General features: G+C 64.6%; 21 protein-coding genes. 8 read left to right on the top strand and 13 right to left on the bottom strand.

The window, feature by feature from the left end; all coding sequences use genetic code 11:
- Positions 1 to 55 precede the first annotated feature (55 nt).
- The 4 genes from IVB42_RS33330 to ltnD all read right to left on the bottom strand — a co-directional run bounded on the left by IVB42_RS33330 (position 56) and on the right by ltnD (position 4,914).
- Positions 56 to 1,747, bottom strand: coding sequence for a methyl-accepting chemotaxis protein (locus IVB42_RS33330; protein ID WP_247394222.1), 1,692 nt, complete (start codon positions 1,745 to 1,747; stop codon positions 56 to 58).
- Positions 1,748 to 1,913: 166 nt separating this feature from the next.
- Positions 1,914 to 3,203: a 3-oxo-tetronate kinase gene (otnK, locus tag IVB42_RS33325; protein WP_247394225.1), complete on the bottom strand. Its 1,290-nt coding sequence runs from the start codon at positions 3,201 to 3,203 to the stop codon at positions 1,914 to 1,916.
- Entirely contained in the window at positions 3,200 to 3,982 is a 783-nt protein-coding gene (gene otnI / locus IVB42_RS33320) for a 2-oxo-tetronate isomerase (protein ID WP_247394228.1), read from the bottom strand. The genes otnK and otnI overlap by 4 nt, the downstream gene beginning before the upstream one ends.
- A 14-nt stretch (positions 3,983 to 3,996) precedes the next feature.
- Positions 3,997 to 4,914 carry an L-threonate dehydrogenase gene (ltnD, locus tag IVB42_RS33315; RefSeq protein WP_247394607.1) on the bottom strand — a complete coding sequence of 306 codons (918 nt, stop codon included), beginning with the start codon at positions 4,912 to 4,914 and terminating at the stop codon, positions 3,997 to 3,999.
- Between the two features lie 103 nt (positions 4,915 to 5,017).
- Here ltnD and IVB42_RS33310 point away from each other — a divergent pair, with 103 nt between their 5' ends.
- Positions 5,018 to 5,692, top strand: coding sequence for an aldolase (locus IVB42_RS33310; RefSeq protein ID WP_247394235.1), 675 nt, complete (start codon positions 5,018 to 5,020; stop codon positions 5,690 to 5,692).
- Positions 5,693 to 5,875: 183 nt separating this feature from the next.
- Here the strand turns inward: IVB42_RS33310 and IVB42_RS33305 are convergent, their stop codons facing one another.
- The 6 genes from IVB42_RS33305 to IVB42_RS33280 form a co-directional block, all read right to left on the bottom strand.
- Complete coding sequence (locus IVB42_RS33305) at positions 5,876 to 6,580, bottom strand: ABC transporter ATP-binding protein (protein ID WP_018456987.1); 705 nt, start codon at positions 6,578 to 6,580, stop codon at positions 5,876 to 5,878.
- Complete coding sequence (locus tag IVB42_RS33300; RefSeq protein WP_018456988.1) at positions 6,564 to 7,295, bottom strand: ABC transporter ATP-binding protein; 732 nt, start codon at positions 7,293 to 7,295, stop codon at positions 6,564 to 6,566. The genes IVB42_RS33305 and IVB42_RS33300 overlap by 17 nt, the downstream gene beginning before the upstream one ends.
- Entirely contained in the window at positions 7,292 to 8,275 is a 984-nt protein-coding gene (locus tag IVB42_RS33295; RefSeq protein ID WP_018456989.1) for a branched-chain amino acid ABC transporter permease, read from the bottom strand. The genes IVB42_RS33300 and IVB42_RS33295 overlap by 4 nt, the downstream gene beginning before the upstream one ends.
- Complete coding sequence (locus IVB42_RS33290) at positions 8,275 to 9,153, bottom strand: branched-chain amino acid ABC transporter permease (RefSeq protein ID WP_026233279.1); 879 nt, start codon at positions 9,151 to 9,153, stop codon at positions 8,275 to 8,277. Before IVB42_RS33290 ends, IVB42_RS33295 begins: the two co-directional genes overlap by 1 nt.
- A gap of 147 nt (positions 9,154 to 9,300) precedes the next feature.
- Positions 9,301 to 10,545 carry an ABC transporter substrate-binding protein gene (locus IVB42_RS33285; RefSeq protein ID WP_018456991.1) on the bottom strand — a complete coding sequence of 415 codons (1,245 nt, stop codon included), beginning with the start codon at positions 10,543 to 10,545 and terminating at the stop codon, positions 9,301 to 9,303.
- 89 nt (positions 10,546 to 10,634) lie between these two features.
- Positions 10,635 to 11,450, bottom strand: coding sequence for a putative hydro-lyase (locus IVB42_RS33280; protein ID WP_085352173.1), 816 nt, complete (start codon positions 11,448 to 11,450; stop codon positions 10,635 to 10,637).
- A gap of 118 nt (positions 11,451 to 11,568) precedes the next feature.
- Between IVB42_RS33280 and IVB42_RS33275 the strand changes: the two genes are divergently transcribed.
- The 4 genes from IVB42_RS33275 to IVB42_RS33260 are packed head-to-tail and all read left to right on the top strand — an operon-like array spanning position 11,569 to position 15,778.
- A complete protein-coding gene (locus IVB42_RS33275; RefSeq protein WP_247471860.1) occupies positions 11,569 to 12,486 on the top strand; it encodes a LysR family transcriptional regulator in 918 nt (305 codons plus the stop codon).
- Between the two features lie 32 nt (positions 12,487 to 12,518).
- Positions 12,519 to 13,769 carry a Zn-dependent hydrolase gene (locus IVB42_RS33270; protein ID WP_247394254.1) on the top strand — a complete coding sequence of 417 codons (1,251 nt, stop codon included), beginning with the start codon at positions 12,519 to 12,521 and terminating at the stop codon, positions 13,767 to 13,769.
- Positions 13,770 to 13,781: 12 nt separating this feature from the next.
- Complete coding sequence (locus IVB42_RS33265) at positions 13,782 to 14,693, top strand: NAD(P)-dependent oxidoreductase (protein ID WP_204510629.1); 912 nt, start codon at positions 13,782 to 13,784, stop codon at positions 14,691 to 14,693.
- A gap of 11 nt (positions 14,694 to 14,704) precedes the next feature.
- Positions 14,705 to 15,778: a malate/lactate/ureidoglycolate dehydrogenase gene (locus IVB42_RS33260; RefSeq protein WP_018456996.1), complete on the top strand. Its 1,074-nt coding sequence runs from the start codon at positions 14,705 to 14,707 to the stop codon at positions 15,776 to 15,778.
- A gap of 193 nt (positions 15,779 to 15,971) precedes the next feature.
- Here IVB42_RS33260 and IVB42_RS33255 read toward each other — a convergent pair whose 3' ends face one another.
- Positions 15,972 to 17,045 (bottom strand): tartrate dehydrogenase, encoded by a 1,074-nt coding sequence (locus IVB42_RS33255; protein WP_204510628.1) that lies wholly within the window; start codon positions 17,043 to 17,045, stop codon positions 15,972 to 15,974.
- A gap of 157 nt (positions 17,046 to 17,202) precedes the next feature.
- Between IVB42_RS33255 and IVB42_RS33250 the strand changes: the two genes are divergently transcribed.
- Together IVB42_RS33250 and IVB42_RS33245 are read left to right on the top strand one after the other, a co-directional pair.
- On the top strand, positions 17,203 to 17,979 hold the full coding sequence (locus IVB42_RS33250) for an SDR family oxidoreductase (RefSeq protein WP_204510627.1): 777 nt from the start codon (positions 17,203 to 17,205) through the stop codon (positions 17,977 to 17,979).
- A 153-nt stretch (positions 17,980 to 18,132) separates the two neighbouring features.
- A complete protein-coding gene (locus tag IVB42_RS33245) occupies positions 18,133 to 19,551 on the top strand; it encodes an amidase family protein (protein ID WP_247394257.1) in 1,419 nt (472 codons plus the stop codon).
- Between the two features lie 155 nt (positions 19,552 to 19,706).
- Here the strand turns inward: IVB42_RS33245 and IVB42_RS33240 are convergent, their stop codons facing one another.
- Positions 19,707 to 20,813, bottom strand: a complete 1,107-nt coding sequence (locus tag IVB42_RS33240) for an amino acid ABC transporter permease (protein ID WP_204510626.1) — start codon at positions 20,811 to 20,813, stop codon at positions 19,707 to 19,709.
- A gap of 2 nt (positions 20,814 to 20,815) precedes the next feature.
- Positions 20,816 to 22,003 carry an ABC transporter permease subunit gene (locus tag IVB42_RS33235; protein WP_018457001.1) on the bottom strand — a complete coding sequence of 396 codons (1,188 nt, stop codon included), beginning with the start codon at positions 22,001 to 22,003 and terminating at the stop codon, positions 20,816 to 20,818.
- A gap of 86 nt (positions 22,004 to 22,089) precedes the next feature.
- Here IVB42_RS33235 and IVB42_RS33230 point away from each other — a divergent pair, with 86 nt between their 5' ends.
- On the top strand, positions 22,090 to 22,962 hold the full coding sequence (locus IVB42_RS33230; RefSeq protein WP_204510624.1) for an SIS domain-containing protein: 873 nt from the start codon (positions 22,090 to 22,092) through the stop codon (positions 22,960 to 22,962).
- Position 22,963 lies beyond the last annotated feature (1 nt).

Genomic DNA, 22,963 nt, shown 5'->3' with positions numbered 1-22,963 from the left:
TAAAAAAAAGCGGCGCCCAAGGACGCCGCTTTCAGCAACTCCGTGCCTGCCCGGCCTAAGCCGCGCGAACGTTGGTCAGGAACTTGCTGACCTCGGTCTTGAGCCGGCCGGAGTCGTTGGAGAGCATCTGTGCCGCCGACAGCACCTGCGAGGAGGCCGTGCCGGTCTCGGTTGCGCCGCGCTGCACGTCGGTGATGTTGGAGGAGACCTGCTGGGTGCCCTGCGCCGCCTGCTGGACGTTGCGGGCGATCTCCTGGGTCGCAGCGCCCTGCTCTTCCACGGCCGCCGCGATGGCCGACGAGATCTCCGACAGACGCTCGATGGTCGACGAGATCTCCTTGATGGCGCCGACCGAGTCGTTGGTCGCCGCCTGGATGCCGGAGATCTGCTGGCCGATCTCACCGGTCGCCTTCGCGGTCTGCTCGGCGAGCGCCTTCACCTCGGAGGCGACCACCGCAAAGCCGCGGCCGGCTTCGCCGGCACGTGCGGCTTCGATGGTCGCGTTCAGCGCCAGAAGGTTGGTCTGGCCGGCGATGGTGTTGATGAGCTCGACGACGTCGCCGATGCGTGAGGCTGCCTTCGAGAGTTCGCTGACGCGTTCGGTGGTGGCGCGGGCCTGGCCGACGGCATCGCCCGCCATCCGCGCAGATTCCTGCACCTGACGGCTGATCTCGCCGACGGACGAGGCCATCTCCTCGGTCGCCGAGGCCACCGACTGCACGTTGGTCGAGGCTTCCTCCGACGCTCCGGCAACGGTGGTCGCCAGCCGCTGCGAGCGGTCGGCGGTCGAGGTCAGCGTCGAGGCCGAGGCCTCCAACTGGGTCGAGGCCGACGACACGGTCTGGACGATCTCGCCAATCATCGTCTCGAATTCGCGAGTGATGTTGTCGACGCGGCGGCCGCGCTCGATCTTGGCTTCTGCATCGGCAGCGGCAGCCTCGTCCGCAGCCTTCTTGGCGATCAGCGCTTCCTTGAAGATCTGGAGCACGTCGGCCATGGCGCCGATCTCCGTCTTCTCACCGCGATGAGGGACTTCGGCGGAAAGCTCGCCCTTGCCCAGCGCCTGCATCGGCTCGATGATCGAATTGATGCCGCTGGAGACGTCCTGGACGAGGTAGAAGCCGACGCCGATGCCGACGACGACGGCCGCGCCGAGGATGATCGAGACCAGCATGAAGGCATAGTAGTAGCTGTCGGCGGCATCCTGCGCGGCCTGGTCTCCGCCCTTGGTGTTGAGCTCGATGTCCTTGGTCAGGATCGCGTCGGCCTCAAGGCCGATCTTGTTGACCGTCTTGGTGTTCAGCTCCTGGGCCTCATGCGGAACCTTGCCGGCCTCCTTACGCGAGAGCGCCATGACATCTTCGGTGCCCTTCTTGTAGTCCTCCCAGAGCTTGGCCCAATCGTTGTAGAGCTTCCGTTCCTCCGGAGAGGTGATCATCGGCTCGTAGGCCTTGCGGGCCTTGGCGAGCGCCTCGATTACCGTGGCGCCCGTCTTCTCGTTTGCGAGCTTGTCTTCAAGGATTTCCGACAGCATGTGCTGACGAACCACGTTGCGATAGGTGATGACTGATGCCCGAAGCTCGCCCAGCACCCTCACGCTCGGCATCCAGCTCGTGGTGATCTCGGTGGTATTGGCATTCATCGACCGCATCTTCATGACGGCGAGCAGGCCCATGCCGGCCATCGCGACCAGCAGGAACGCCACGACACTGATGATCTTGGCACGAATGGAAATGGTGGCGAGCATAATCGGTCTCTTTGCGTTGGCGCGGCGGCGTCCGGAACTTTTACGAATCAACCTAAGGGAGCAGAACCGACATCCAACACGAGAGCACCTGAGCAGATGTTAACGACGACTCCGTACGAGTACGAAGCCCGAAACAAATGAACAGGGCGCTAAAAATGCCCTGCGCTCAGCGCATGAGCCCAAGCGCGTCGGAGAAAAACTCCGCGCCGCCGAAATTTCCGGACTTCAAGGCGAGCAACATGTCGCCTTTTTCAGCACCGACCGCGCGCAGCACTGGAACGCCCGCGGCGATCTCTGCTCCCACGAGAAATCCGGGAATCTTCAACCGGTCGACCACGGCGCCGGATGTCTCCCCGCCGGCGACGACCAGGCGCTTCACGCCGGCCCGCACCAGACCCTCGGCGATGTCGGCCATCGCCTGCTCGATGGCGTGACCGGCCGCGTCGCGACCATGGCGCGCCTGGAGGGCGGCGACCTGATCGGGCGTCGAGCTCGATGCGATCAGGACCGGACCGTCCGCCAGCCGCGGCTTTGCCCAGGCCAGCGCGCGCTGCGCCTCGTCCTCGCCCGTAGTAATACGGTCCGGGTCGAGATGCAGCACCGGCATGACGCGCTCGGCATTGGCGATCTGCTGAAGCGTCGCCTGCGAGCAGCTTCCGGCAAGGCACGCCGCCGGTCCGCCGACGGCGGCTCCCGCGGCGCTGCTCGCCGCGGTCGATGTGACCTTGCCTGTGGACATCAGCGCCCGCGCCAGCCCAAGACCCATGCCGGAGGCACCGACCGACAGCCGATGCTGGGCAGCGACGAGGCCGATGGTCTCGAGGTCGCGATCGAACACGGCGTCGATGATCGCCGCGCCAATGCCCTTGCCCGCGAGTTCGGCCAGCCGCGCCCGCACGGCATCCGCGCCGCGCGTGACGATGGCGAGGTCGACCAGGCCGATTTGCGCCTTGCTCTGGCGCGCGAGCACGCGGACCAGGTTGGAATCGTGCATCGGGTTGAGCGGATGGTCCTTCAGCGGGCTCTCGTTCAGCGGCACGGCGCCGACGAACAGATTGCCCTGGTAGACGGTGCGGCCGGTCTCCGGAAAGGCCGGCGTCACCAGCACGGCCGTCTCGCCGCAATCGGCGCGCAACGCGTCCATCACCGGGCCGATATTGCCGGCATCGGTGGAATCGAAGGTCGAACAGATCTTGAACAGCACGTGGCCGGCGCCACGGCTGCGCAGCCATTTGTCCGCCGCGCGCGAGCGCGATACGGCAAGACCGGCTTCGATCGAACGGCTCTTCAAGGACACCACGACGGCGTCGACCTCGGGCAGCGCGAGATCGTCCGCGGGCACGCCGATAGTCTGCACCGTGCGCAGGCCGGCGCGCGTCAGCGTGTTGGCGAGGTCGGAGGCGCCGGTGTAGTCGTCGGCAATGCAGCCAAGGGATATTTTCGCTGCAAATGTCACGGCTTCACTCCCGCATAAGGCCTGAACCAGGCAAGGCCGTCGGTGGTCTTGCCTCGCGGATTATATTCGCAGCCGACGAAGCCGGCATAACCGAGCCGGTCGAGTTCGTCGAACAGGAACGGATAGTTCAGCTCCTCGCCGTCAGGCTCGTTGCGCGAGGGAATGCTGGCGATCTGGATGTGACCGATCACCGGCATCATCTCGCGCAGCCGCATCGTAACGTCGCCATGGATGATCTGGCAGTGATAAATGTCGAACTGGAGTTTCAGGTTCGGAAGCCGCAGCTCCTGGATCAGGTCGCGCGCGAAGCCGAAATCATTGAGGAAATAGCCGGGCACGTTCCGCGCATTGATCGGCTCGAGCACGATGTCGATGCCGTGCGGCGCAAAGAACTCGGCGGCCCACGCCACTGATTTGTAGAACGCCTCGATCGCGACGCGCTCGCCACGGTTGGCGATGCCCGCCATCAAATGCAGCCGCTTGACGCCGGTCGCCTTGGCGTAGGGCAGCGCAGTTTCCAGGCTCGCCTTCAGCTCGGGGAATCGCGACGGGAGCGCCGCAAAGCCCTTCTCGCCGGCATTCCAGTCGCCCGGCGGCAGGTTGAACAGCGCCTGGGTTAAGCCGTTGCGCTTGAGCCGCTCGCCGACCGCCTCGGCGGGATGCTCATAGGGAAAGAGAAACTCGACGGCGGTGAAGCCGGCTGCCGCAGCGGCGTCGAAGCGGTCGAGGAACGGCACCTCGGTGAACATCATCGAGAGATTGGCGGCAAAACGGGGCATTGGAATCCTCTTGTCTACTTGTCGCCGGGCAGTTTGACGCCGGTGACCTGCGCATACATCCGCGCCACCGACGCATCGTCGTCGCGGCCCATGCCGGCGGCTGCCGTCATCAAGAACATCTGAAGTGCTGCGGCGGAGACCGGAACCGGGAATCTGGCACTGCGCGCCATATCCTGGATGATGCCGAGATCCTTGACGAAGATCTCGACCGCACTGCGCGGCGTGTAATCGCCGTCGAGCACGTGCGGCATGCGGTTCTCGAACATCCAGGAGTTTCCGGCGGACGCCGTGATCACCTCATAGACCTTGCGGATGTCGAGACCCTGCTTGGCCGCGAACGCGATCGCCTCGCTGGCAGCGGCGATATGCACGCCGGCGAGCAGCTGGTTGATCATCTTGAAGGCGGCGCCCTGGCCTGCGGCATCGCCAAGCTCGTAGAGCTTCGCGGCCATGGCATCGAGCGCGGGCCGCGCTTTCTCAAACGCAGCCGGACTGCCGGAGGCGAGGATCGTCAGCTCGCCCTGCGCTGCGCGCTGCGCCCCGCCGGAGATCGGTGCATCCAGATAGTGCCGGCCGGTCGCCTCCAGCTGCTTGGCGAGACGCCGCGCCACGTCGGGATCCATGGTCGCCGACGACAGGAAGACGCTGTCCTTGGCCATGGTTTCGGCGACGCCATCCTTGCCGAACAGGATCGTCTCGGTCTGCGCGGCATTGACGACGACGCTGACGACGATGTCGGCGCCCTTGGCGGCTTCAGCCGGCGTCTTGGCGCCGGCGCCGCCCTCCGTCACGAAGCGCGCGACCGCATCAGCCGAGACGTCGCAGCCGGTGACGACATGACCGGCGCGCTTCAGCGAGCTCGCCATGCCGAACCCCATCGAGCCGAGCCCGATGACGGCGATGCGCTGATTCTGTGACGTGGAGGCGGACATACAACTGATCCTTGCAACGTTTCCCGGACGGCCGCCTTTTGCGGCAGCTTGGCAACCGAATAACACGGCTTGGCCGCGCTGCCAAAGCGTGAGACAAACGGACATGACGGCCATGAGCAACGAGACATTGCTGCGCGAAGACATTTGCCGCTTCGGACGGTCGCTGTTCGAGCGTGGGCTGACGCCCGGCTCCTCCGGCAATATCAGCGCCAGGCTGGACGGCGGCGGCTGGCTGGTGACGCCGACCAATGCCTCGCTCGGCTTCCTCGATCCCGCAAAACTGTCGCGGCTGGACGATCAGGGCCGACTGGTTTCGGGCGATGCGCCGACCAAGGAAGTTCCGCTGCACAATGCACTCTACGCCACGCGCGGGAGCGCAAGGGCGATCGTGCATCTGCATTCCACCCATTCGGTCGCGCTGTCGATGCTGCCGGAGATCGACCCGCGCGCCGCGCTGCCGCCGATGACCGCTTATTATCTGATGAAATGCGGCGCCACCGCGCTCGTGCCTTATTACCGCCCTGGCGATCCCGCGGTCGCCGATGCGATCAGGGGTCTGGCGGGGGAATATTCGTCCGTGCTGCTCGCCAATCACGGTCCGGTCGTCGCGGGCGACACGCTGGAAGCAGCCGTGTTCGCGACCGAGGAGCTGGAGGAGACGGCGAAGCTGTACCTCCTGCTGCGCGGATTGAACCCGCGGTATTTGTCGCCGGAGCAGGTGAATGATCTGGTGAAGGTGTTTGGGCTGACACTGCCGGAGCATGGGCACGAGCATTGAGCCTCGTGCAGCCGTGGGCGAACTAACACCGCCCTACTCACCGCTGTCATTCCCCGCGAAGGCGGGGAATCCAGTACGCCGCGGCTTCTCGACTCAATCACAGCGGCCTCTGGAATACTGGATCGCCCGCCTTCGCGGGCGATGACGCCGAGTGTGTTGCGCGACGTGCCCAACGCTTCGCGGCTACAGCCCCAGATAGGCCTTGCGCACGTCGGGATTGCCCTTGATCTCGCTTGCCGCGCCCTGCATCAGCACGCGGCCGGTTTGCAGGATGTAGGCGCGGTCGGCGATTTCCAGGCACTCCGCCATGCGTTGCTCGACGATCAAGACGGTCATACCGGCATCGCGGATGCGCTTGACGGCCTGGAAGATCTCGTCGACCAGCTTCGGCATGATGCCCTGCGAGGGCTCGTCCAGCATCAACAGCCGCGGGCGCGTCATCAGCGCACGGCCGATCGCGAGCATCTGCTGCTCGCCGCCGCTTAGCGTCTCGGCGCGCTGCTCGAGGCGTTCGGAGAGGCGCGGAAATAGCTGGAACACGAGATCGAGCGGGCTCTCGCGGTCGGCCTCGCCGCGGTAGAGATAGCTGCCGAGGCGCAGATTGTCGCGCACGGAGAGGCGCGGAAACAAGCGGCGGTTCTCCGGCACATAGGCGATGCCGGTCGCCGTGATGTGGTGCTGCGCCATGCCGTCGAGGCGCTTGCCGTCGAACGTCACCGTGCCCGAGCGCGGGCGCTCGGCGCCGGCGATGGATTTCAGCAGCGTCGACTTGCCCGCGCCGTTGGCGCCGGCGACGCAGACGATCTCGCCCTTGGCGACTTCGATGCTGACCGCGAAGATCGCGACCAGGCCCTGATAGGCGGTCGTGACTTCACGCACCGACAGCATGACGATCTCCCAGATATGCGCTGATCACCTTGGGATCGCGGACGATTTCAGTGGGCTTGCCCTCGACCAGCACCTTGCCGAGGTCGAGCACGATGGCACGATCGACCAGCGGCATCACGATCTCCATGACGTGCTCGACCATCAGCACGGTGATGCCGGCGTCACGCACCTTGCGCACCAGCGCGACACCGGTCTGCGCCTCGGTCGGCGTAAGACCAGTGAGGACTTCGTCGAGCAGCAGCAGCTTTGGTTCAGTCGCAAGCGCGCGCGCGACTTCGAGGCGGCGCTTTTCGGCCGGCACGAGGTCGCTCGCGAGCACGTTGGCGCGCGCAGCAAGGCCGGTGAATTCGAGCACCTCATGCGCCTTGCGGCGTGCCTCGCGCATCACGGTGTTGCGCACCAGCGCACCGACGATGACGTTGTCGATCACCGTCATGGTCTCGAAGCTCTTGACGACCTGGAAGGTGCGCCCGATGCCGCGCTGGCAGCGCTCGGCGGCCGGCATGCTGGTGACATCCTCGCCGTCGAACCAGATCGAGCCTTGCGTCGGCGGCAGCACGCCGGCGATGAGATTGAACAGCGTCGACTTGCCGGCACCATTCGGGCCGATCAGGCCGACGATCTCGCCGCGACCCACAGAGATCGAGACGTCGCTGTTGGCGACGAGGCCGCCGAAACGCTGCCAGACGCCGCGGGTTTCAAGCAGCGGGGTCATCGCGTGGCTCCCTTCCGCTTCGCACGAGAGAACAGGCTCACCAGACCCTGCGGCAGGGCGAGCGAAATCAGCACGATCAGCGTGCCGTAGACAATGAGGTCGACGCCGCGGCCGGAGCCGCCGATATAGGAGCGCGTCAGCTCCGTCATCGGGATCAGGATGGCCGCCCCTAACACGGGTCCCCACAGGGTGCCGATGCCGCCAAGCACGGCGGGCAACGCCATCAGCAGCGAGAACTGGAAGCCCATCACGCTTTCAGGATCGATATAGGCGAGAAACTGGGCATAGAAGGCGCCGCCGATGGCGACGAGGAAAGCGGAGACGGCGGCCGCGCCCATCTTGGAGTTGAACACGACGACACCGAGGCTCTCGGCCGCTTCCGCATTGTCCTTTACCGCGCGCCACCAGAAGCCCCATTTGGAGTCCTCCAGCCACCAGGTGACGAACCAGGCGAGGCTGCACAGCACCAGCGCGAAATAAAAGTAAGGCAGCTTGCTGCGCATGAACTGGAACTTCAGCCAGCTGTCGCCGCGCACCGGAATGGTGATTCCCATCGCAGCCCCCGCCCATTCCCAATTCTGGAACAACAGCAGCCCGATCTCGGCGATAACGATGGTCGCGATCACGAAGTAATGGCCGCGCAACCGAAAGAAGGGATAGCCGAGCCCCATCGCAATCGCGGCCGCGACCGCGCCGCCGGCGAGCATACCGAACCATGGCAGCACGCCGAACTTAGTGAACAGGAGTTCGGTGGTGTAGGCGCCGATGCCGAAATAGAGCGCATGTCCCAGCGAGATCTGCCCGCAATAGCCAGAGAGAATGTTCCAGCTCTGCGACAGCGCCGCATACATCAAGGTCAGGATCAGGATGTTCTGGACGTAGACGTCCTTGATGAACAGCGGAGCGAGCGCCGCCAGGGCGGTCAGCACCGCGGCGATGATGAGGTCGCGGCGGCGCCGCGCGGCAAAATCCTTGTCCATCACATCGATCCGAACAGGCCACGCGGCCGGATGAAGACGACCAGCAGGTAGACGGCGTAGATGCCGACCGATTTCAGCGACGGCGGCAGCACCAGCGCGGTGGTGGCCTCGACGAGGCCCACGATGATCCCGCCGGCGAACGCGCCGAACACGCTGCCGAAGCCGCCGAGCGCGACCGTGACGTAGGCGATCAGCGCAAAGGACGCGCCGACGTCGGGATAGATATAGAAGAAGCTTGCCATGATCGCTCCGGCGAGGCCGACCAGCGCGGCACCAAGCCCCCAGCCGAGCGCGAACACGCGGTTCTTGTCGATGCCGACGAGGGCCACCGCGCCGGGATCTTCACGGGTGGCCTCCAGCGCGCGACCGAAATCGGTGCGATGGATGAAGAAGTAGAGGCCAGCAAAGGCCAGGATCGAAACCAGCGCACCCATGAGCTGCGGCTCCGGCAGGAAGACGCCGGCGATCGAGATCGTCTTGCCGCCGAGCCAGGACTGCGGAACGCTGCGATAGTCAGGCGTGAAGAAGAACTGCGCGAGGCCGCGCATCACGATGGCGAGGCCAAAGGTGGAGAAGATCTGCACCATGCCCGCGTTGGCCTTGGCCCGCATGGCGAAGCGCACGATCAACAGATAGACGACCGCTCCGAATACGAACAGCGCGGCGGCCACGAGCGGCGCCGACAGCAAGGGGTCGATGGCGAAGAACGTGAACAGGAAGAAGCTCACATACATCGCGATCATCAGGAACTCCCCGTGAGCGAAGTTCACGACGTCCATCAGGCCGAAGATCAGCGCGAGGCCGACGGCGATCAGTCCGTAGAGCAGGCCCATGAGGAGGCCGCTCGCGAGACTTTGGATAATGGTTTGGGCTGTCAAAAGTCTGTCCCCCGAACTACGTCCTCATCCTGAGGAGCGCGCACCGCGCGCGTCTCGAAGGATGGCCCAGCCCTCGTCCTTCGAGACGCGGGTTGCGCCCGCTCCTCAGGATGAGGGCGGGAGCTACGATCTGTGCTCCCGCAGCGCTCACTTCATCGGCCAGATCGCCTCGGCAATCGCGGCCTGCGGCGGGAAGATGGTGACGAACTTGCCGCCGACATATTGCAGCAGCACCGGGTCGGCGTCGTTGTTCTGGCCCATCTCGTCGAACTTGACGCGCTTCCAGGGCATGATGGTCTGCTCGCCCGGGATGTCGGTGGCGGCCAGCGCGTCGCGGATCTTCTCGCCGTCAGTCGACTTGGCGCGGCTGATGGCGTCGGCGAGGATGATCAGGCCCATGAACTGACGCGAGGTGAGGTCGTTGAAATCCTTGCCCGACCGCGTCTTGAACATCTCGTTGATCTTGCCAACCATCGGACGCTTCTGCGCGAGGTCGAGCGAGAAGGTGCCGCGCGAGATCACGCCTTCCAGCTTGTCGCCGACAGCGTCGTAGAGCGCCTTCTCGGAGAAACCGGCGTCCTGCGCCACGATCGCGTTCGGCTTGTAACCAAGCTCGCCCATGGTCTTCACCAGCAAGATGCCATCAGTGGTGTAGCTCGAGGGCATCAGCACGTCGGCGTTGGCGCTCTTGAGCTGCTGCACCTCGGCCGAGAGCGAGGGCGAGTTGGCGCGATACTTGATGTCGGAGACGATCTTGTAGCCGCGCTCGCCGGCGATCTTGGCCTGGGCGTTGCCGGAATCGGTGCCGAAGATGGTGTCCTCGTGGAACAGCGATAGCGTCTCGATCTTGGTGCCCTTCTTCTTCAAGGCATCGAAGAAGTCGAACATGGCGGCCGAGTACATCTCGTCATGCGGCGCGGCGCGGAAGTAATATTTCAGGCCACGGCGATGCAGGCTGGGCGAGGAGTTGTCGGCCGAGACGAACGGGATCTGGTAGCGCTCGCAGATCTGGCTGACGGTGACGGCGACCGCGCTCTGATAGGTGCCGATGATGGCGGAGACCTTCTCCTGCGTGATCAGGCGCTCGGCCTCGGCGCGGCCCTTCTGCGGATCGGCCTGGTGGTCGGCGAAAACGAGGCGGACCTTTGCGCCGCCGAGACCCGGCAGGCCCTCGCCCTTCGCCAGTGGCAGGTCGAAATCGGTGTCCTTGTTGATGACCTCGAGCGCGGTTTCATAGGCCTTCTGCGCGTCGACGCCCTGCTGTGCGCTGCCGCCGGAGAACGGATAGATCACGCCGATCACGACTTCCGAAGTCTGTGCGCGCGCTGCCAGCGGCACTAGCGCGGCCGTAGCGGTGGCTCCCAACAATACGTCGCGGCGAGTGATCGTCATGGCAAAGTCCCCTGTTACTGAATTTCAGCCGATCGAATGAAGCGATTGATGGATGCGGTAAAGCTCGAAGAAGCAGCAAACGCTGCCCACTAAATCACGGCCATGGTCCTGTTCTTGAGATCCGTCACCAGCATCAGGCCGGGCGAATGCGTGATCGCAAACGGCAGCTTGGCAGCGTTGATGACCGATTGCGGTGTCACGCCGCAGGCCCAGAACACCGGGATCTCGTCGTCGGCGACCGGCACCGGATCGCCGTAATCGGGCTTGGCGATGTCCTTGATGCCGATCAGGTGCGGATGGCCGAGATGCACGGGCGCGCCGTGCACGGCCGGATAGCGCGAGGTGATCTGCACCGCACGGATCGCATCCGCCGGCTTGAACGGACGCATCGACACCACCATGGGACCGGCGAAGGGACCGGACTCGCCGCAAGCGATGTTGGTGCGATACATCGGCACGCGCACATTGTGCTCGATGTGGCGGATCGGCATGCCCTCGTCGAGCAGCGCCTCTTCGAACGAGAACGAGCAGCCGAGCACGAAGGTCACGAGATCGTCGCGCCAGTATTTGGTGACATCGGTCGGCTCGTCCACGACTTCGCCGTCGCGCCAGACGCGATAGCGCGGCACGTCGGTGCGAATGTCGAGATCGGCGCCCAGCGCCGGGATGTGCGGACTGCCCACATCGGACATGCCGATGATCGGGCACGGCTTGGGATTGAGCTGGCAGAAGCGATGGAACGCCCCGGCATATTCCGCCGGCAAGATTGCCAGATTGCCCTGGACGAAGCCGGGGGCAACGCCGGCGGTGGAGGCGACCAGCCCCTCGCGGTAGGCAAGCCGCGCCTTGCGGCTCGGGAGCGTGTCGGGCGTTTCAGTTTGCTGCACTGCCACCAAAACAGTCATGGGATCGACCTGCCTATAAACTCGACAAAGACAAGCCAACACCACGCGTGCTATAAAGTCTAATCTTCCTTTCTAATCAATATCGATAAATTTCATTTATCGGACGGGAATCCTTCCAATGCTGGACTTCAGATCGATCGAGACGTTCCTTTGGGTTGTGAAGCTCGGCAGCTTTCGCGGCGCCGCAGCACGCCTCAACACGACTCAGCCGGCGATCTCCCAGCGCATCGCCCAGCTCGAGCGCGAGATGGGGGTGAAGCTCCTAAATCGCGACCACCGCGTGGCCTCGCCGACACCGAGCGGCCGACAGATGATGGTCTATGCGGAGAAGCTGATCGGCCTGCGCGCCGCGATGATCGCCGAGATCGGCGACCGCTCGGCGATGCGCGGCGTGATGCGACTCGGCGTCGCCGAAACCATCGTGCACACTTGGCTGCCGCGGCTGGTGAAGAGCATGAACGACGTCTACCCAAACCTGTCGCTGGAGATCGAGGTCGACATCACGCCGAACCTGACCGCGCGCCTGCTTGCGCAGGAGATCGAGCTTGCCTTCGTCGTCGGTCCGCTCTCGGCCTCCGGGGTGCACAATCGCGTCCTCGCCGACTATCCGATCGGTTTTCTCGCCAGCCCCTCGCTCGGCCTCGGCGATGGACCGGTGACGCGGGCTGAGCTCGCGCGGTTTCCGATCATTACCTTCCCGCGGAAGACGCGTCCCTACGAGGTCGTGCGCGAAGTGTTCGACCGGCCGGAGCTGCCTCCGATCCGGCTGCACGCCTCCGCCTCGCTTGCGACCGTCATCCACATGGCGGTCGAGGGCCTCGGCATCGCCGTGATCCCCGACGCCATCGTCGAGAACGAGCTCGCAGACGGGCGGTTGCAACTGCTCGACACCGATTTCAAAATCGCGCCGCTGACATTCACCGCGAGCTGGCTCGCCTCGCCCGATGTCGTGGCGGTGGAGCGGGTCGCAGAGCTTGCATGTCAGATTGCGCAGAGCAGCCTCGCAGTTGACGCGCCCGCGCCGGCGCGTCATTGAAACAGGCGCCGGACAATTGAGAGACTGACCGCATGAGCCGAGCCGCCACCAATTTGCAAATCGATTCCGCCCGCCTCTGGGGCTCCATCCACGAGACCGCGCAGTTCGGCGCGACGGCCAAGGGCGGCGTGCGGCGGCTGACGCTGAGCGCGGAGGACAAGCTGGTACGCGACTGGTTCCGCAAGGCCTGCGAGGACGCCGGCTTGGAGGTGCACACCGATGCGCTCGGCTCGCAGTTCGGGCTGCGCAAGGGACGCGACATGTCGAAGCCGCCCGTCGGCATCGGCTCGCATCTCGACACGCAACCGACCGGCGGCAAGTATGACGGCATTCTGGGAACGCTCGGTGCGCTCGAAGTGATCCGCACGCTGAACGACGCCGGGATCGAAACCGAGGCGCCGATCTGCGTCGTCAACTGGACCAACGAAGAGGGTTCGCGCTTCGCTCCCGCGATGATGGCCTCCGCTGCCTATGTCGGCGACTTCACCACCGATGACATCTTGTCGCGCAGGGACGCTGATGGCACCACCGTCGGCCAGGCGCTCGATGGCATCGGTTATCGCGGCGACAAGCCGGTCGGGTTCCAGAAGCTCGGTTCCTTCGTCGAATTGCACATCGAGCAGGGCCCGATCCTGGAGGCCGAAGGCAAGACCATCGGCGTGGTCGATTCCGGCCAGGGCGTGCTTTGGTACGACGGCAAGATTTCCGGCTTCGAGAGCCATGCCGGATCGACGCCGATGCCGCTGCGGCGCGACGCGTTGGCGACGCTGTCCGAGATCGTGCTGGCGATGGAGGCCATTGCGAGGAAGTACGGGCCGAAGGCCGTCGGTACCATCGGCGAGGCCGTGATCGCAAACCCCTCGCGCAACGTCATTCCCGGCGAGATCGCCTTCACGATGGATTGCCGCAGTGCGGATGGCGCGATCATGGATGCGCTCGATCGCGATCTGCGCAGCGCGATTGCCGAGATCGCCGCACGCCGCAAGGTCGAGGTGAAGATCGACCTGGTCTGGCGCAAGCCGCCGACGCATTTCGATCCCAAATTGATTGCCGCAGTCGAGAACGCGGCGAAGACGCTCGGCTACTCCTCTCGCCGCATCACCTCCGGCGCCGGCCACGACGCCTGCAATCTCAACACAATCATGCCGGCCGCAATGGTGTTCGTGCCCTGCAAGGACGGCATCAGCCACAACGAGCTGGAAGACGCCACGCAGCCCGATTGCGCCGCGGGCACCAACGTCCTCATGCACACGGTGCTGGCGATCGCCGGCGTCGCATCCTGACCGGAGAGAACCATGCGCGGAGTTTTCGTCGACGCCAATGAAGCTCTCGCCGTAATCATGGAGCGGCTGGAGCAGCCCGGCGATCCCAAGGTGCGGATCCACAGGGATCCCGACATCAAACCCGAACAATATCCTGAAATCCTCGACGGCGCCGAGATCGCGATCGTCGACCACACCGCGCTGCCTACCGACGTCGCAAAGAAGTGCACAGGGTTGAAGCATGTCGTGTTCCTCGGCACCGGCGCGCGCAGCTACATGAACCCGGAGGAGCTCGCTGAGCTCGGCATCTCCGTGCACCTGATCAAGGGCTATGGCGACACGGCGGTCGCGGAATGCGCGATCACGCTGATGTGGGCTTCGGCCCGCGTCATCGCGATGATGGACCGCGAGATGCGCGGCGGAAACTGGCTCCGCGAAGACGGCATGCAGCTCACTGGCAAGACGCTCGGCCTGATCGGCTTCGGCGGTATTGCCGCGGAGGTCGCGCGCATTGCCTTGGGCAGCGGCATGAAGGTGATCGCCTGGAACCGCTCGCCGAAGAGCTATCCGGGCGTGGAATTCGCCGATCTCGACACGGTGTTGGCGAGAGCAGACGTCGTATCGCTGCATCTGCTGCTCAACGACGAGACGCGCGGCATGATCACCCGCGAGATGATCGCGAAGATGAAGCCGGGCGTCATCCTCATCAACACCGCCCGCGCCGCCGTCGTCGACGAGGCCGCCATGATTGATGCCCTGAAGTCGGGCCACATCCGCCATGCCGGCCTCGACGTGTTCAATATCGAGCCATTGCCCGGCGATCATCCGCTGACAAAACTGCCGAACGTGACGTTGTCGGCGCATTCGGCGTTCCGGACCCCGGAGGCGAGCGAGAACCTGATTGGCGCGGCATGGGAGCACTGCCGCCGGATCGTGAAGGAATAAGAGCAACAACAATGGCCGATTACCGCACCATCAAGGCACAGCCGCTCATCGAAGCTATCAGCGCCATCGTCAAGGCCGGCGGGTCTACGGACCGCGAGGCCGAGCTCGTGTCCACCAATCTGGTCGAGGCCAACCTCAAGGGACACGATTCGCACGGCGTCGGCATGATCCCGCGCTATGTCCAGAGCGTCACCACGGGCGGCCTCGCCGTGAACCAGCACGTCAAGGTCGTGCTCGACACCGGTCCGCTTCTCACCCTCGACGGGCTCACCGGCTACGGCCAAGTGATCGGCCATGAAGCGATGGAGCTGGCAGCCGAGCGCGCCAAGCGCAACGGCGTGTGTCTCGTCGGCCTCTCAAACTCGCACCATATCGGCCGCATCGGCCACTGGGCCGAGCAGTGCATCGACCATGGGCTGGTCTCGATCCACTTCGTCAACGTGATCTCGCGTCCCATCGTGGCGCCCTGGGGCGGCAGCGATGCGCGCCACGGCACCAACCCGTTCTGCGTCGGCATCCCGCGCGCGGGCAAGGACCCCATCGTGCTCGACTTCGCCACCAGCAGGATCGCGCAGGGCAAGACCCGCGTCGCCCACAACAAGGGCGTCGAGCTGGAGCCCGGCACGATCATCGACAATGAGGGCAAGCCGACCACCAACCCGCGCTACACCGTGATCCCGCCATACGGCGCCATCCTGCCGTTCGGCGAGCACAAGGGTTCAGGGCTCGCGCTGGTTTGCGAAATCCTCGGCGGCGCGCTCTCCGGCGGGCAGGTGGTCAAGGGTCCGTCCGATGGCAAGCACAACGTCCTCAACGGCATGCTCTCGATCATCATCGACCCCGGCAAGCTCGGCACCGCGGAGAATCTCGCGCGCGAAGTCGAGAGCTTCGTCGCCTGGCACACCGGCTCACCTCCGGCCCCAGGCGTCGACAAGGTGAAGATCGCGGGTGAGCCCGAGCGCGCGACGAAGAAGAAGCGGCTCGCGGAAGGCATCCCTGTCGATCCGACCACCTGGCAGGAGATTCTGGAGGCCGGAAAGAAGTTCGGGCTGGATCAGGCGGCGATCGAGAAGATCGCGGGGTAGTGAGGCGGAGCACGGTGCTCTTCCCTTCTCCCCTTGTGGGAGAAGGTGGCGCGAAGCGCCGGATGAGGGGTTCTGTCCGCGAAGGGAAATGCACAATTGAGAGGTCTGTCTCCGCGGAGACAACCCCTCACCCGTCTTCGATGCTTCGCATCGAAGCCACCCTCCCCCACAAGGGGGGAGGGAAAGCAGCGCTCTAATCCACCATATCCGCGACCGCCTTGCCGCAAGCCGTAGTGTCGGCATTGCCGCCGAGATCCTTGGTGCGGAGCGTGCGCTCTGCCAGCGTGCGCTCGATCGCATCGACGATCGACTTGCCGGCTTCCTTCTCGCCGAGATGCTCGAGCATCATCGCGCCGGACCAGATTGCTCCGATCGGATTGGCGATGCCTTGCCCCGCGATGTCGGGCGCCGAGCCGTGCACCGGCTCGAACACCGACGGGAAATTGCCCTCGGGGTTGATGTTGCCTGACGGCGCGATGCCGATGGTGCCGGTGCAGGCCGGGCCGAGATCCGACAGGATGTCACCGAACAAATTGGAGCCGACGACGACGTCGAACCAATCCGGATGCAGCACGAAGTTCGCGGTCAGGATGTCGATGTGATACTTGTCCCACTTCACGCTTGGATACTTCTTCGCCATCGCCTCCACGCGCTCGTCCCAATAGGGCATGGTGATGGAGATGCCGTTCGACTTGGTGGCCGAGGTCAGGTGCTTCTTCGGCCGCGACTGCGCGAGCTCGAATGCGAACTTCAGGATGCGATCGACGCCGATGCGGGTCATCACCGTCTGCTGCGTCACGAATTCACGGTCGGTGTCCGGGAACATGCGGCCGCCGACGGAGGAATATTCGCCTTCGGTGTTCTCGCGCACCACCCAGAAATCAATGTCGCCGGGCTTGCGGTTGGCCAGCGGCGACGGCACGCCCGGCATCAGCCGCACCGGGCGCAAATTCACGTACTGATCGAACTCGCGGCGGAATTTGATCAGCGATCCCCAGAGCGAGACGTGATCCGGAATCTTGGCCGGCCAGCCGACCGCGCCGAAATAGATCGCATCGTGCTTGCCGATCTGATCCTTCCAATCGTCCGGCATCATCTGGCCGTGCTTCTCGTAATAGTCCCACGACGAGAAGTCGAAATGATCGAAATGAAGGGACACGCCGTGCTTCTTCGCCGCGGTCTCCAGAACGCGCAGGCCCTCGGGCATCACTTCCTTGCCGATTCCGTCGCCGGGAATGACCGCGATCCGGTATTGTTTCTTGCTCATCGAGAACGTCCTTGATTGGTCCGGCAGCCGCCGTCTTTTTGACCGCACTGCAATGGACCAAACGCGACGGCAGTGCAACGCTGCACTGCAATGTTGACCATGGCGCGGCCGACCGCCTACTGATTTTATTCCCGTTCCTCTCCTGCGAGTAACTCCCATGGATCTGCACCTGCGTGGCAAGCGCGTCCTGATCACGGGCGCGTCCAAGGGTATCGGCGCAGCCGCCGCCGAGGCCTTTGCCGAGGAAGGCTGCCATCTCCTCCTCGCCGCCCGCAATGGCGATCAGCTCAAGGCTTTGGCCGAGCGCTTGCGCTCGGCGCACCAGATCGATGCCGCCACGAGCATTGTGGATTTGCGCAGGAGCGAGGATTTGACGCGGCTCGCCAAGGAAGCCGCCGACATCGACGTGCTCGTCAACAATGCCGGCGACATTCCCGGCGGCTCCATTGACAAGATCGACGAGGCCACCTGGCGGCACGCCTGGGAATTGAAAGTGTTCGGCTACATCAACCTCACGCGCATGATCTATGCGCAGATGAAGGCGAAGGGCGGCGGCGTGATCGTCAACGACATCGGCGCCGCCGGCGAGAAATTCGACGCCAACTACATCTGCGGCAGCGCCGGCAATGCCGCGCTGATGGCCTTCACCCGCGCGCTCGGGGGCAAGAGCCTCGCCGACAACATCCGTCTGGTCGGCATCAATCCCGGCCCGGTTGGCACTGACCGTCACGTCACCCTGCTGAAGACGCGGGCAAACCACCAGTTCGGCGACGAGAGCCGCTACAAGGAATTCCAGAAGAGCCTGCCGCTCGGCAGGCCTGCGCATGCGCGCGAGATCGGCGATCTCATGGCGTTCCTGGCGTCGGATCGCGCAGGCTATACGTCGGGGGTCATCTATACGGTGGATGGCGGAATCAGCGCAGGATGGGGTTAACTTTATCCTCGTCATTGCGAGCGCAGCGACTTGTCCGCCGAAGCTTTAGCGAAGGCGGAAGCAATCCAGGAATGTATCTGCGGCAAAAGTCTGGATTGTTTCGTCGCTTCGCTCCTCGCAATAACGCCTAAAATAAGCACAGGAGTAGAATAGTTGTCTCAGGACCTGATCCGCGAATCCGCTTGCGCCGTCGTCGACAAGCTGCGCTCCGGCGACGTCTCGCCGCTGGAGCTCTTGGATGTGCTGGAGAAGCGCATCACCGAAGTCGATGGCAAGGTCAACGCGCTGCCGACGCTGTGCTTCGATCGCGCGCGGGATAGCGCAAAGGCGCTGATGCGGAAGCCGGCCGGTGCGCGCGGATTGCTCGCAGGCCTGCCGGTGCCGATCAAGGATCTGACCGATGTTGCAGGTGTGCTGAACACACAGGGCTCGCCGATCTTCAAGGACAACATCCCGGCGACGTCCGACATCCTGGTCGAAAATCTCGAGGCCAACGGCGCGGTCGTCTATGCCAAGTCGAACACGCCGGAATTCGGTGCGGGCGCCAACACCTTCAACGAGGTGTTCGGTGCAACCCTCAATCCCTGGGATACGTCCAAATCGGCAGCCGGCTCGTCAGGCGGCGCGGCCGTTGCGCTCGCCACCGGCATGGCCTGGCTCGCGCAAGGCTCCGACATGGGCGGCAGTCTGCGCAGTCCGGCAGCTTTCTGCGGCGTCGTGGGCATGCGGCCGAGCATCGGCCGCGTCGCGCACACGCCGAAAGCGGCCATCGATCGTAACCTCGGCGTCGTCGGTCCGATGGCACGCAACGTCGAGGATCTCGCGCTGCTGCTCGACGCCATGAGCGGCGACTATGCCGCCGACCCGCTGTCGCTGCCGACGCCCTTGACGTCGTTTCTCTCGGCGGCGCAGTCAGGCAGCAAACCGAAGCGCATCGCCTATTCGGCGGATCTCGGCATCACACCGGTCGATCCCGAAGTCAAAGCGATCACGCGGAAAGCGGCGGAACGCTTTGCCGAAGCCGGCGCCATCGTCGAGGAGGCGCATCCGGATTGGCGCGATGCGCATGAGTGCTTCCACGTGCTGCGCGCGTTCGACTTCGCGATCAGCAAGGCGCAGCTGCTGCGCACCAAGCGCGACCTGCTCAAGCCCGAGGTGATCTGGAACATCGAGGAAGGCCTCAAGCTCACGACCGAGCAGCTCGAACGCGCCGAGGCGCAGCGCGTCGGCATGACAGCGCGTGCGATCGAGTTCTTCAAGCGCTACGATCTGCTGCTGGTACCGACCACGATCGTGCCGCCCTTCCCGATCGAGCACCGTTATGTCGCCGAATGCGTCGGCAAGAAGTTCGACAATTACGTCGAGTGGCTCGGCATCGTCTATGCCATCACGCTCGCCTGCTGTCCCGCGCTGTCGTTGCCGTGCGGCTTCACCGCATCGGGACTTCCGGTCGGCCTGCAGGTCGTCGGGGCTCCGCGCGCGGATGCGCAGGTGATCGCCGGCGCGAAGACGCTGGAGGATATTTTGGGCGTGCGTGGCACGACGCCGATTGATCCGCGGGTGAAGAACTAGGTTCCCGCTCTCGTGCCCCGCACGCGGCGCAGCGCCTCTTCGGCGGTGCGCTGCAGAGCCGGGGCCCAAGTCTCCAGGACTTCCCGTGTATCTCTGGGTCCCGGCTCTGCGGTGCAGCGCTTTGCGCCGCACCTTGTCCGGAACACGCGCGGCCTTCACCTTCCGCTCGTCGCCTCCAGGCTCCGGCTATACCGCGACATCGCGAAGCAGAAGACAAAATAGATCACGGCGACGAAGATGTAGACTTCGACGGAGAATTGCTGCCACGCCGGATCGATGATCGCGGTCTTGGCCGTGGTGAGCAGGTCGAAGATACCGATGATCAGAACGAGGCTGGTGTCCTTGAAGAAGGCGATGAAGGTGTTGACCAGCGGCGGGATGACGTGACGGATCGCCTGCGGCAGGACGATCAGCCGGTTCTTGCGCCAGTAGGACAGGCCGAGCGCCTCGGCGGCCTCGTATTGCCCGCGGGGCACGGCCTGGAGGCCGCCGCGGATGACTTCGGCAAGATAGGCACCCGCGAACAGGATGATCGCGACCTGCGCGCGCAAGAGCTTGTCGATGTTGAATCCGTTCGGCATGAACAGCGGAAACATCACGCTCGCCATGAACAGCAGACTGACCAGCGGCACGCCGCGGATCAGCTCGACATAGAGCACGCTGAGCGAGCGGATCGCCGGCAGTTTTGAGCGCCGGCCTAGTGCGACGAGGATGCCGAGCGGGAAGCCGAAGGCCAGACCAAAGGTCGCCAGGATCAGCGTCACCGGTAAACCACCCCAACGGTCCTGCGAGACGAACGACAGACCGAGTATGCCACCCCACATCAGCATACTGATCAGCGCGAGCGCTCCGATCCAGAGATAGGCCAGTTCGCGCCGCCATAAGGCGCGGCGGCTGGAGAGATAGAACAGGGCGATGAACAGCAGCACCGCCAGTGCCGGCCGCCACTGCTCGTCGAACGGATAGGTGCCAAACAGGATGAAGCGGTATTTTTCGGGGATGATTGCCCAGCATGCACCGAGGCCGCGTACCGCGCGGCAGGCGCTGGAATCGTTCGCCGGGGTGACCCAGACCGCATTGGCGATACCCCATTGCACGAAGCTGAAGAGGCCCTTTGCAAGCACCGCCAGCAACACGACCGAGAGGATGCCGTTCGGGATCGACGAGAACAGATTGGTGCGCAGCCAGCGCAGCACCGGGTTACCAATCTGCGGGCGGCGGACGGCGCGCGGTGCTTCCGGAATGTCGGCGATCGCCGTCATGGTCAGCGCTCCACCAGCGCGATGCGCGAATTGTACCAGTTCATGAAAAAGCTGATGCCGAGGCTGATGGTGAGAAACACCGCCATGATCAAGGCAATGGCCTCGATCGCCTGCCCGGTCTGGTTCAATGTCGTATTGGCGATCGAGACCACGTCCTGATAGCCGATCGCCACCGCGAGCGAAGAGTTCTTGGTCAGGTTGAGGTACTGGCTCGTCATTGGCGGCACGATGACGCGTAGCGCCTGTGGCAGGATGATCTGCCGCAGCATGAAGCTGCGGCGCAGTCCCAGCGCGTTGGCGGCATCCCACTGGCCGCGCGGCACCGACTGGATGCCGCTGCGCACAATCTCGGCGATGAAGGCCGAGGTGTAGGTGACGAGCGCGATCAGCAGCGCGAAATATTCCGGCGCGAGCGTCAGTCCGCCGACGAAGTTGAAGCCGCGCAACTCAGGCCATTCGATCGTCCAGGCCACGCCCAGCAGCACGGACACCGCCGCAGGCAGCACAACGAGCAAGCCGAGTGCAAAAGGCCAGGCCGGCCGCGGCTTGCCGTCGCGCATTTGCTGCGCGATGAGCCGCCGCCGGATCACATAGAACACGACAAGTCCGAGCACTGCGGTGCCGAGCACCCAAAGCTGCGGCGTCCCGATGGGAATCGCCGGCAGGATCAACCCGCGATTGGACAGGAACACGCCCTCAATCGGCCGCCATGCCGCGCGCGCGGCCGGGAGCGCCTGCATCAGCACGTACCAGAACAGGAGCTGGAGCAGCAGCGGGATGTCGCGGAGCGTCTCGACATACACCGCGGCGAGCCGCGACAGCAGCCAATTGGCCGACAGCCGCGAGATGCCGATCACCGTGCCCAGGATCGTTGCAAGCACGATTCCGATCACGGCGACGCGCAGGGTATTGGCGATGCCAACGACAAAGGCCCAGAGATATGAGTCCCTCGGATTGTAGGCGAGCAGGCTGTCGGCGATGGGCATGCCGGCCTCACGGCCAAGGAAGGCAAAACCGGTCGTGATGCGGCGCACGGAGAGATTGGTGACGGTGTTGGACCAGAGGAACACGATGACCGCGACTACGATCCCCACCACCAGAACCTGCCAGAACAGGCCTTTCAGCTCGCGCTGCCCGAAGGCGCCGAAGAAGCGACGGCGCGGCGGCGGTCTCGGACCGTCTGACGTCACAGCACAAAAATCCTTCTCAAGACGGCGATTTCCGGCAGCGCACGTCAACTGTTGCACCAAACTCAGCTTCGTGCAACAAATGTTTCATGGCCGAGCCCGCGAAATCCTCGCCACTGAGCGAACTGCGCATTGCATTGCCATCGCTTCCGATGCGGTTGCAGGAGGTCGGGCGTTTCGTTGCAGCCAACGATTACGACGCCACCACGCGTTCGATGCGCGATCTCGCAGCGGTTGCCGGCGCCGATCCCGCCGCGTTCACGCGGCTTGCCAAGGCGATCGGCTATTCGGGTTGGGATGAATTGCGCGCGGCGTTGACGGAGGCGCGGCGGCCCTCGCAGCTAGCGCCTTTCTCCGGCCGCGCCAAGGGCCGCCGCCACGGCCCGAACGCCGATGTCGCGCTCATCACCGACAAGCTGGAGGCCGAGGCCGCCGGCCTTCCGCGCATCCCGGCCCGGCCGATCGCGGAGGCGGCGCGCGCACTCCACCACGCCAAGCGGATCTGGATCACCGGCTACCGAAGCTGCCGCAGCGTCGCGGAATTGCTGAACTACGAGCTCCGGCTGTTTCGTCCCGAACAGGTGCAGCTCGTCGGCGCGTCCGGCCCCGACGATCTCGATATGGGCGCGTTCCGGCCCGGCGAGGCCGTCATCGTCATCGGCTTCATGCCCTACACCCACGCGAGCGTCCGGGTCGCGCAGGCCGCCTATCGCGCCGGCGCGGCCCTGATCGCGATCGCCGATAGCCCATCGGCGCCGATGGCTGAAGGTGCCGACCACGTGCTGCTGTTCGAGGCGGCCTCCTCTCCCGGCTTTTTCCCGAGCCTCACCGGCGCCATCGCGATCGCGCAATCGCTCGCCGCCGTGACGTTTTCGCTCGGCGGCACGGCCGCGAAAAAGCGCCTGGAGAATACCGAGGCCCGGCTGGCCGCGGCTTCAACTTACGTATCAGAGAAAGGTTGAC

Origin of the sequence: Bradyrhizobium sp. 45 (assembly GCF_023073155.1) — a bacterium.
Lineage (GTDB): Bacteria > Pseudomonadota > Alphaproteobacteria > Rhizobiales > Xanthobacteraceae > Bradyrhizobium > Bradyrhizobium canariense_D.
This window is presented reverse-complemented; position numbering and strand designations above follow the sequence as displayed.

What these genes read in the sequence shown, in the direction of transcription:
- IVB42_RS33330 (WP_247394222.1), bottom strand. Translation starts at nt 1,747, where the DNA reads ATGCTCGCCACCATTTCCATTCGTGCCAAGATCATCAGTGTCGTGGCG.
- otnI (WP_247394228.1), bottom strand. Translation starts at nt 3,982, where the DNA reads ATGCCCCGTTTTGCCGCCAATCTCTCGATGATGTTCACCGAGGTGCCG.
- ltnD (WP_247394607.1), bottom strand. Translation starts at nt 4,914, where the DNA reads ATGTCCGCCTCCACGTCACAGAATCAGCGCATCGCCGTCATCGGGCTC.
- IVB42_RS33310 (WP_247394235.1), top strand. Translation starts at nt 5,018, where the DNA reads ATGACGGCCATGAGCAACGAGACATTGCTGCGCGAAGACATTTGCCGC.
- IVB42_RS33305 (WP_018456987.1), bottom strand. Translation starts at nt 6,580, where the DNA reads ATGCTGTCGGTGCGTGAAGTCACGACCGCCTATCAGGGCCTGGTCGCG.
- IVB42_RS33300 (WP_018456988.1), bottom strand. Translation starts at nt 7,295, where the DNA reads ATGACCCCGCTGCTTGAAACCCGCGGCGTCTGGCAGCGTTTCGGCGGC.
- IVB42_RS33295 (WP_018456989.1), bottom strand. Translation starts at nt 8,275, where the DNA reads ATGGACAAGGATTTTGCCGCGCGGCGCCGCCGCGACCTCATCATCGCC.
- IVB42_RS33285 (WP_018456991.1), bottom strand. Translation starts at nt 10,545, where the DNA reads ATGACGATCACTCGCCGCGACGTATTGTTGGGAGCCACCGCTACGGCC.
- IVB42_RS33280 (WP_085352173.1), bottom strand. Translation starts at nt 11,450, where the DNA reads ATGACTGTTTTGGTGGCAGTGCAGCAAACTGAAACGCCCGACACGCTC.
- IVB42_RS33275 (WP_247471860.1), top strand. Translation starts at nt 11,569, where the DNA reads ATGCTGGACTTCAGATCGATCGAGACGTTCCTTTGGGTTGTGAAGCTC.
- IVB42_RS33270 (WP_247394254.1), top strand. Translation starts at nt 12,519, where the DNA reads ATGAGCCGAGCCGCCACCAATTTGCAAATCGATTCCGCCCGCCTCTGG.
- IVB42_RS33265 (WP_204510629.1), top strand. Translation starts at nt 13,782, where the DNA reads ATGCGCGGAGTTTTCGTCGACGCCAATGAAGCTCTCGCCGTAATCATG.
- IVB42_RS33260 (WP_018456996.1), top strand. Translation starts at nt 14,705, where the DNA reads ATGGCCGATTACCGCACCATCAAGGCACAGCCGCTCATCGAAGCTATC.
- IVB42_RS33255 (WP_204510628.1), bottom strand. Translation starts at nt 17,045, where the DNA reads ATGAGCAAGAAACAATACCGGATCGCGGTCATTCCCGGCGACGGAATC.
- IVB42_RS33250 (WP_204510627.1), top strand. Translation starts at nt 17,203, where the DNA reads ATGGATCTGCACCTGCGTGGCAAGCGCGTCCTGATCACGGGCGCGTCC.
- IVB42_RS33240 (WP_204510626.1), bottom strand. Translation starts at nt 20,813, where the DNA reads ATGACGGCGATCGCCGACATTCCGGAAGCACCGCGCGCCGTCCGCCGC.
- IVB42_RS33230 (WP_204510624.1), top strand. Translation starts at nt 22,090, where the DNA reads ATGGCCGAGCCCGCGAAATCCTCGCCACTGAGCGAACTGCGCATTGCA.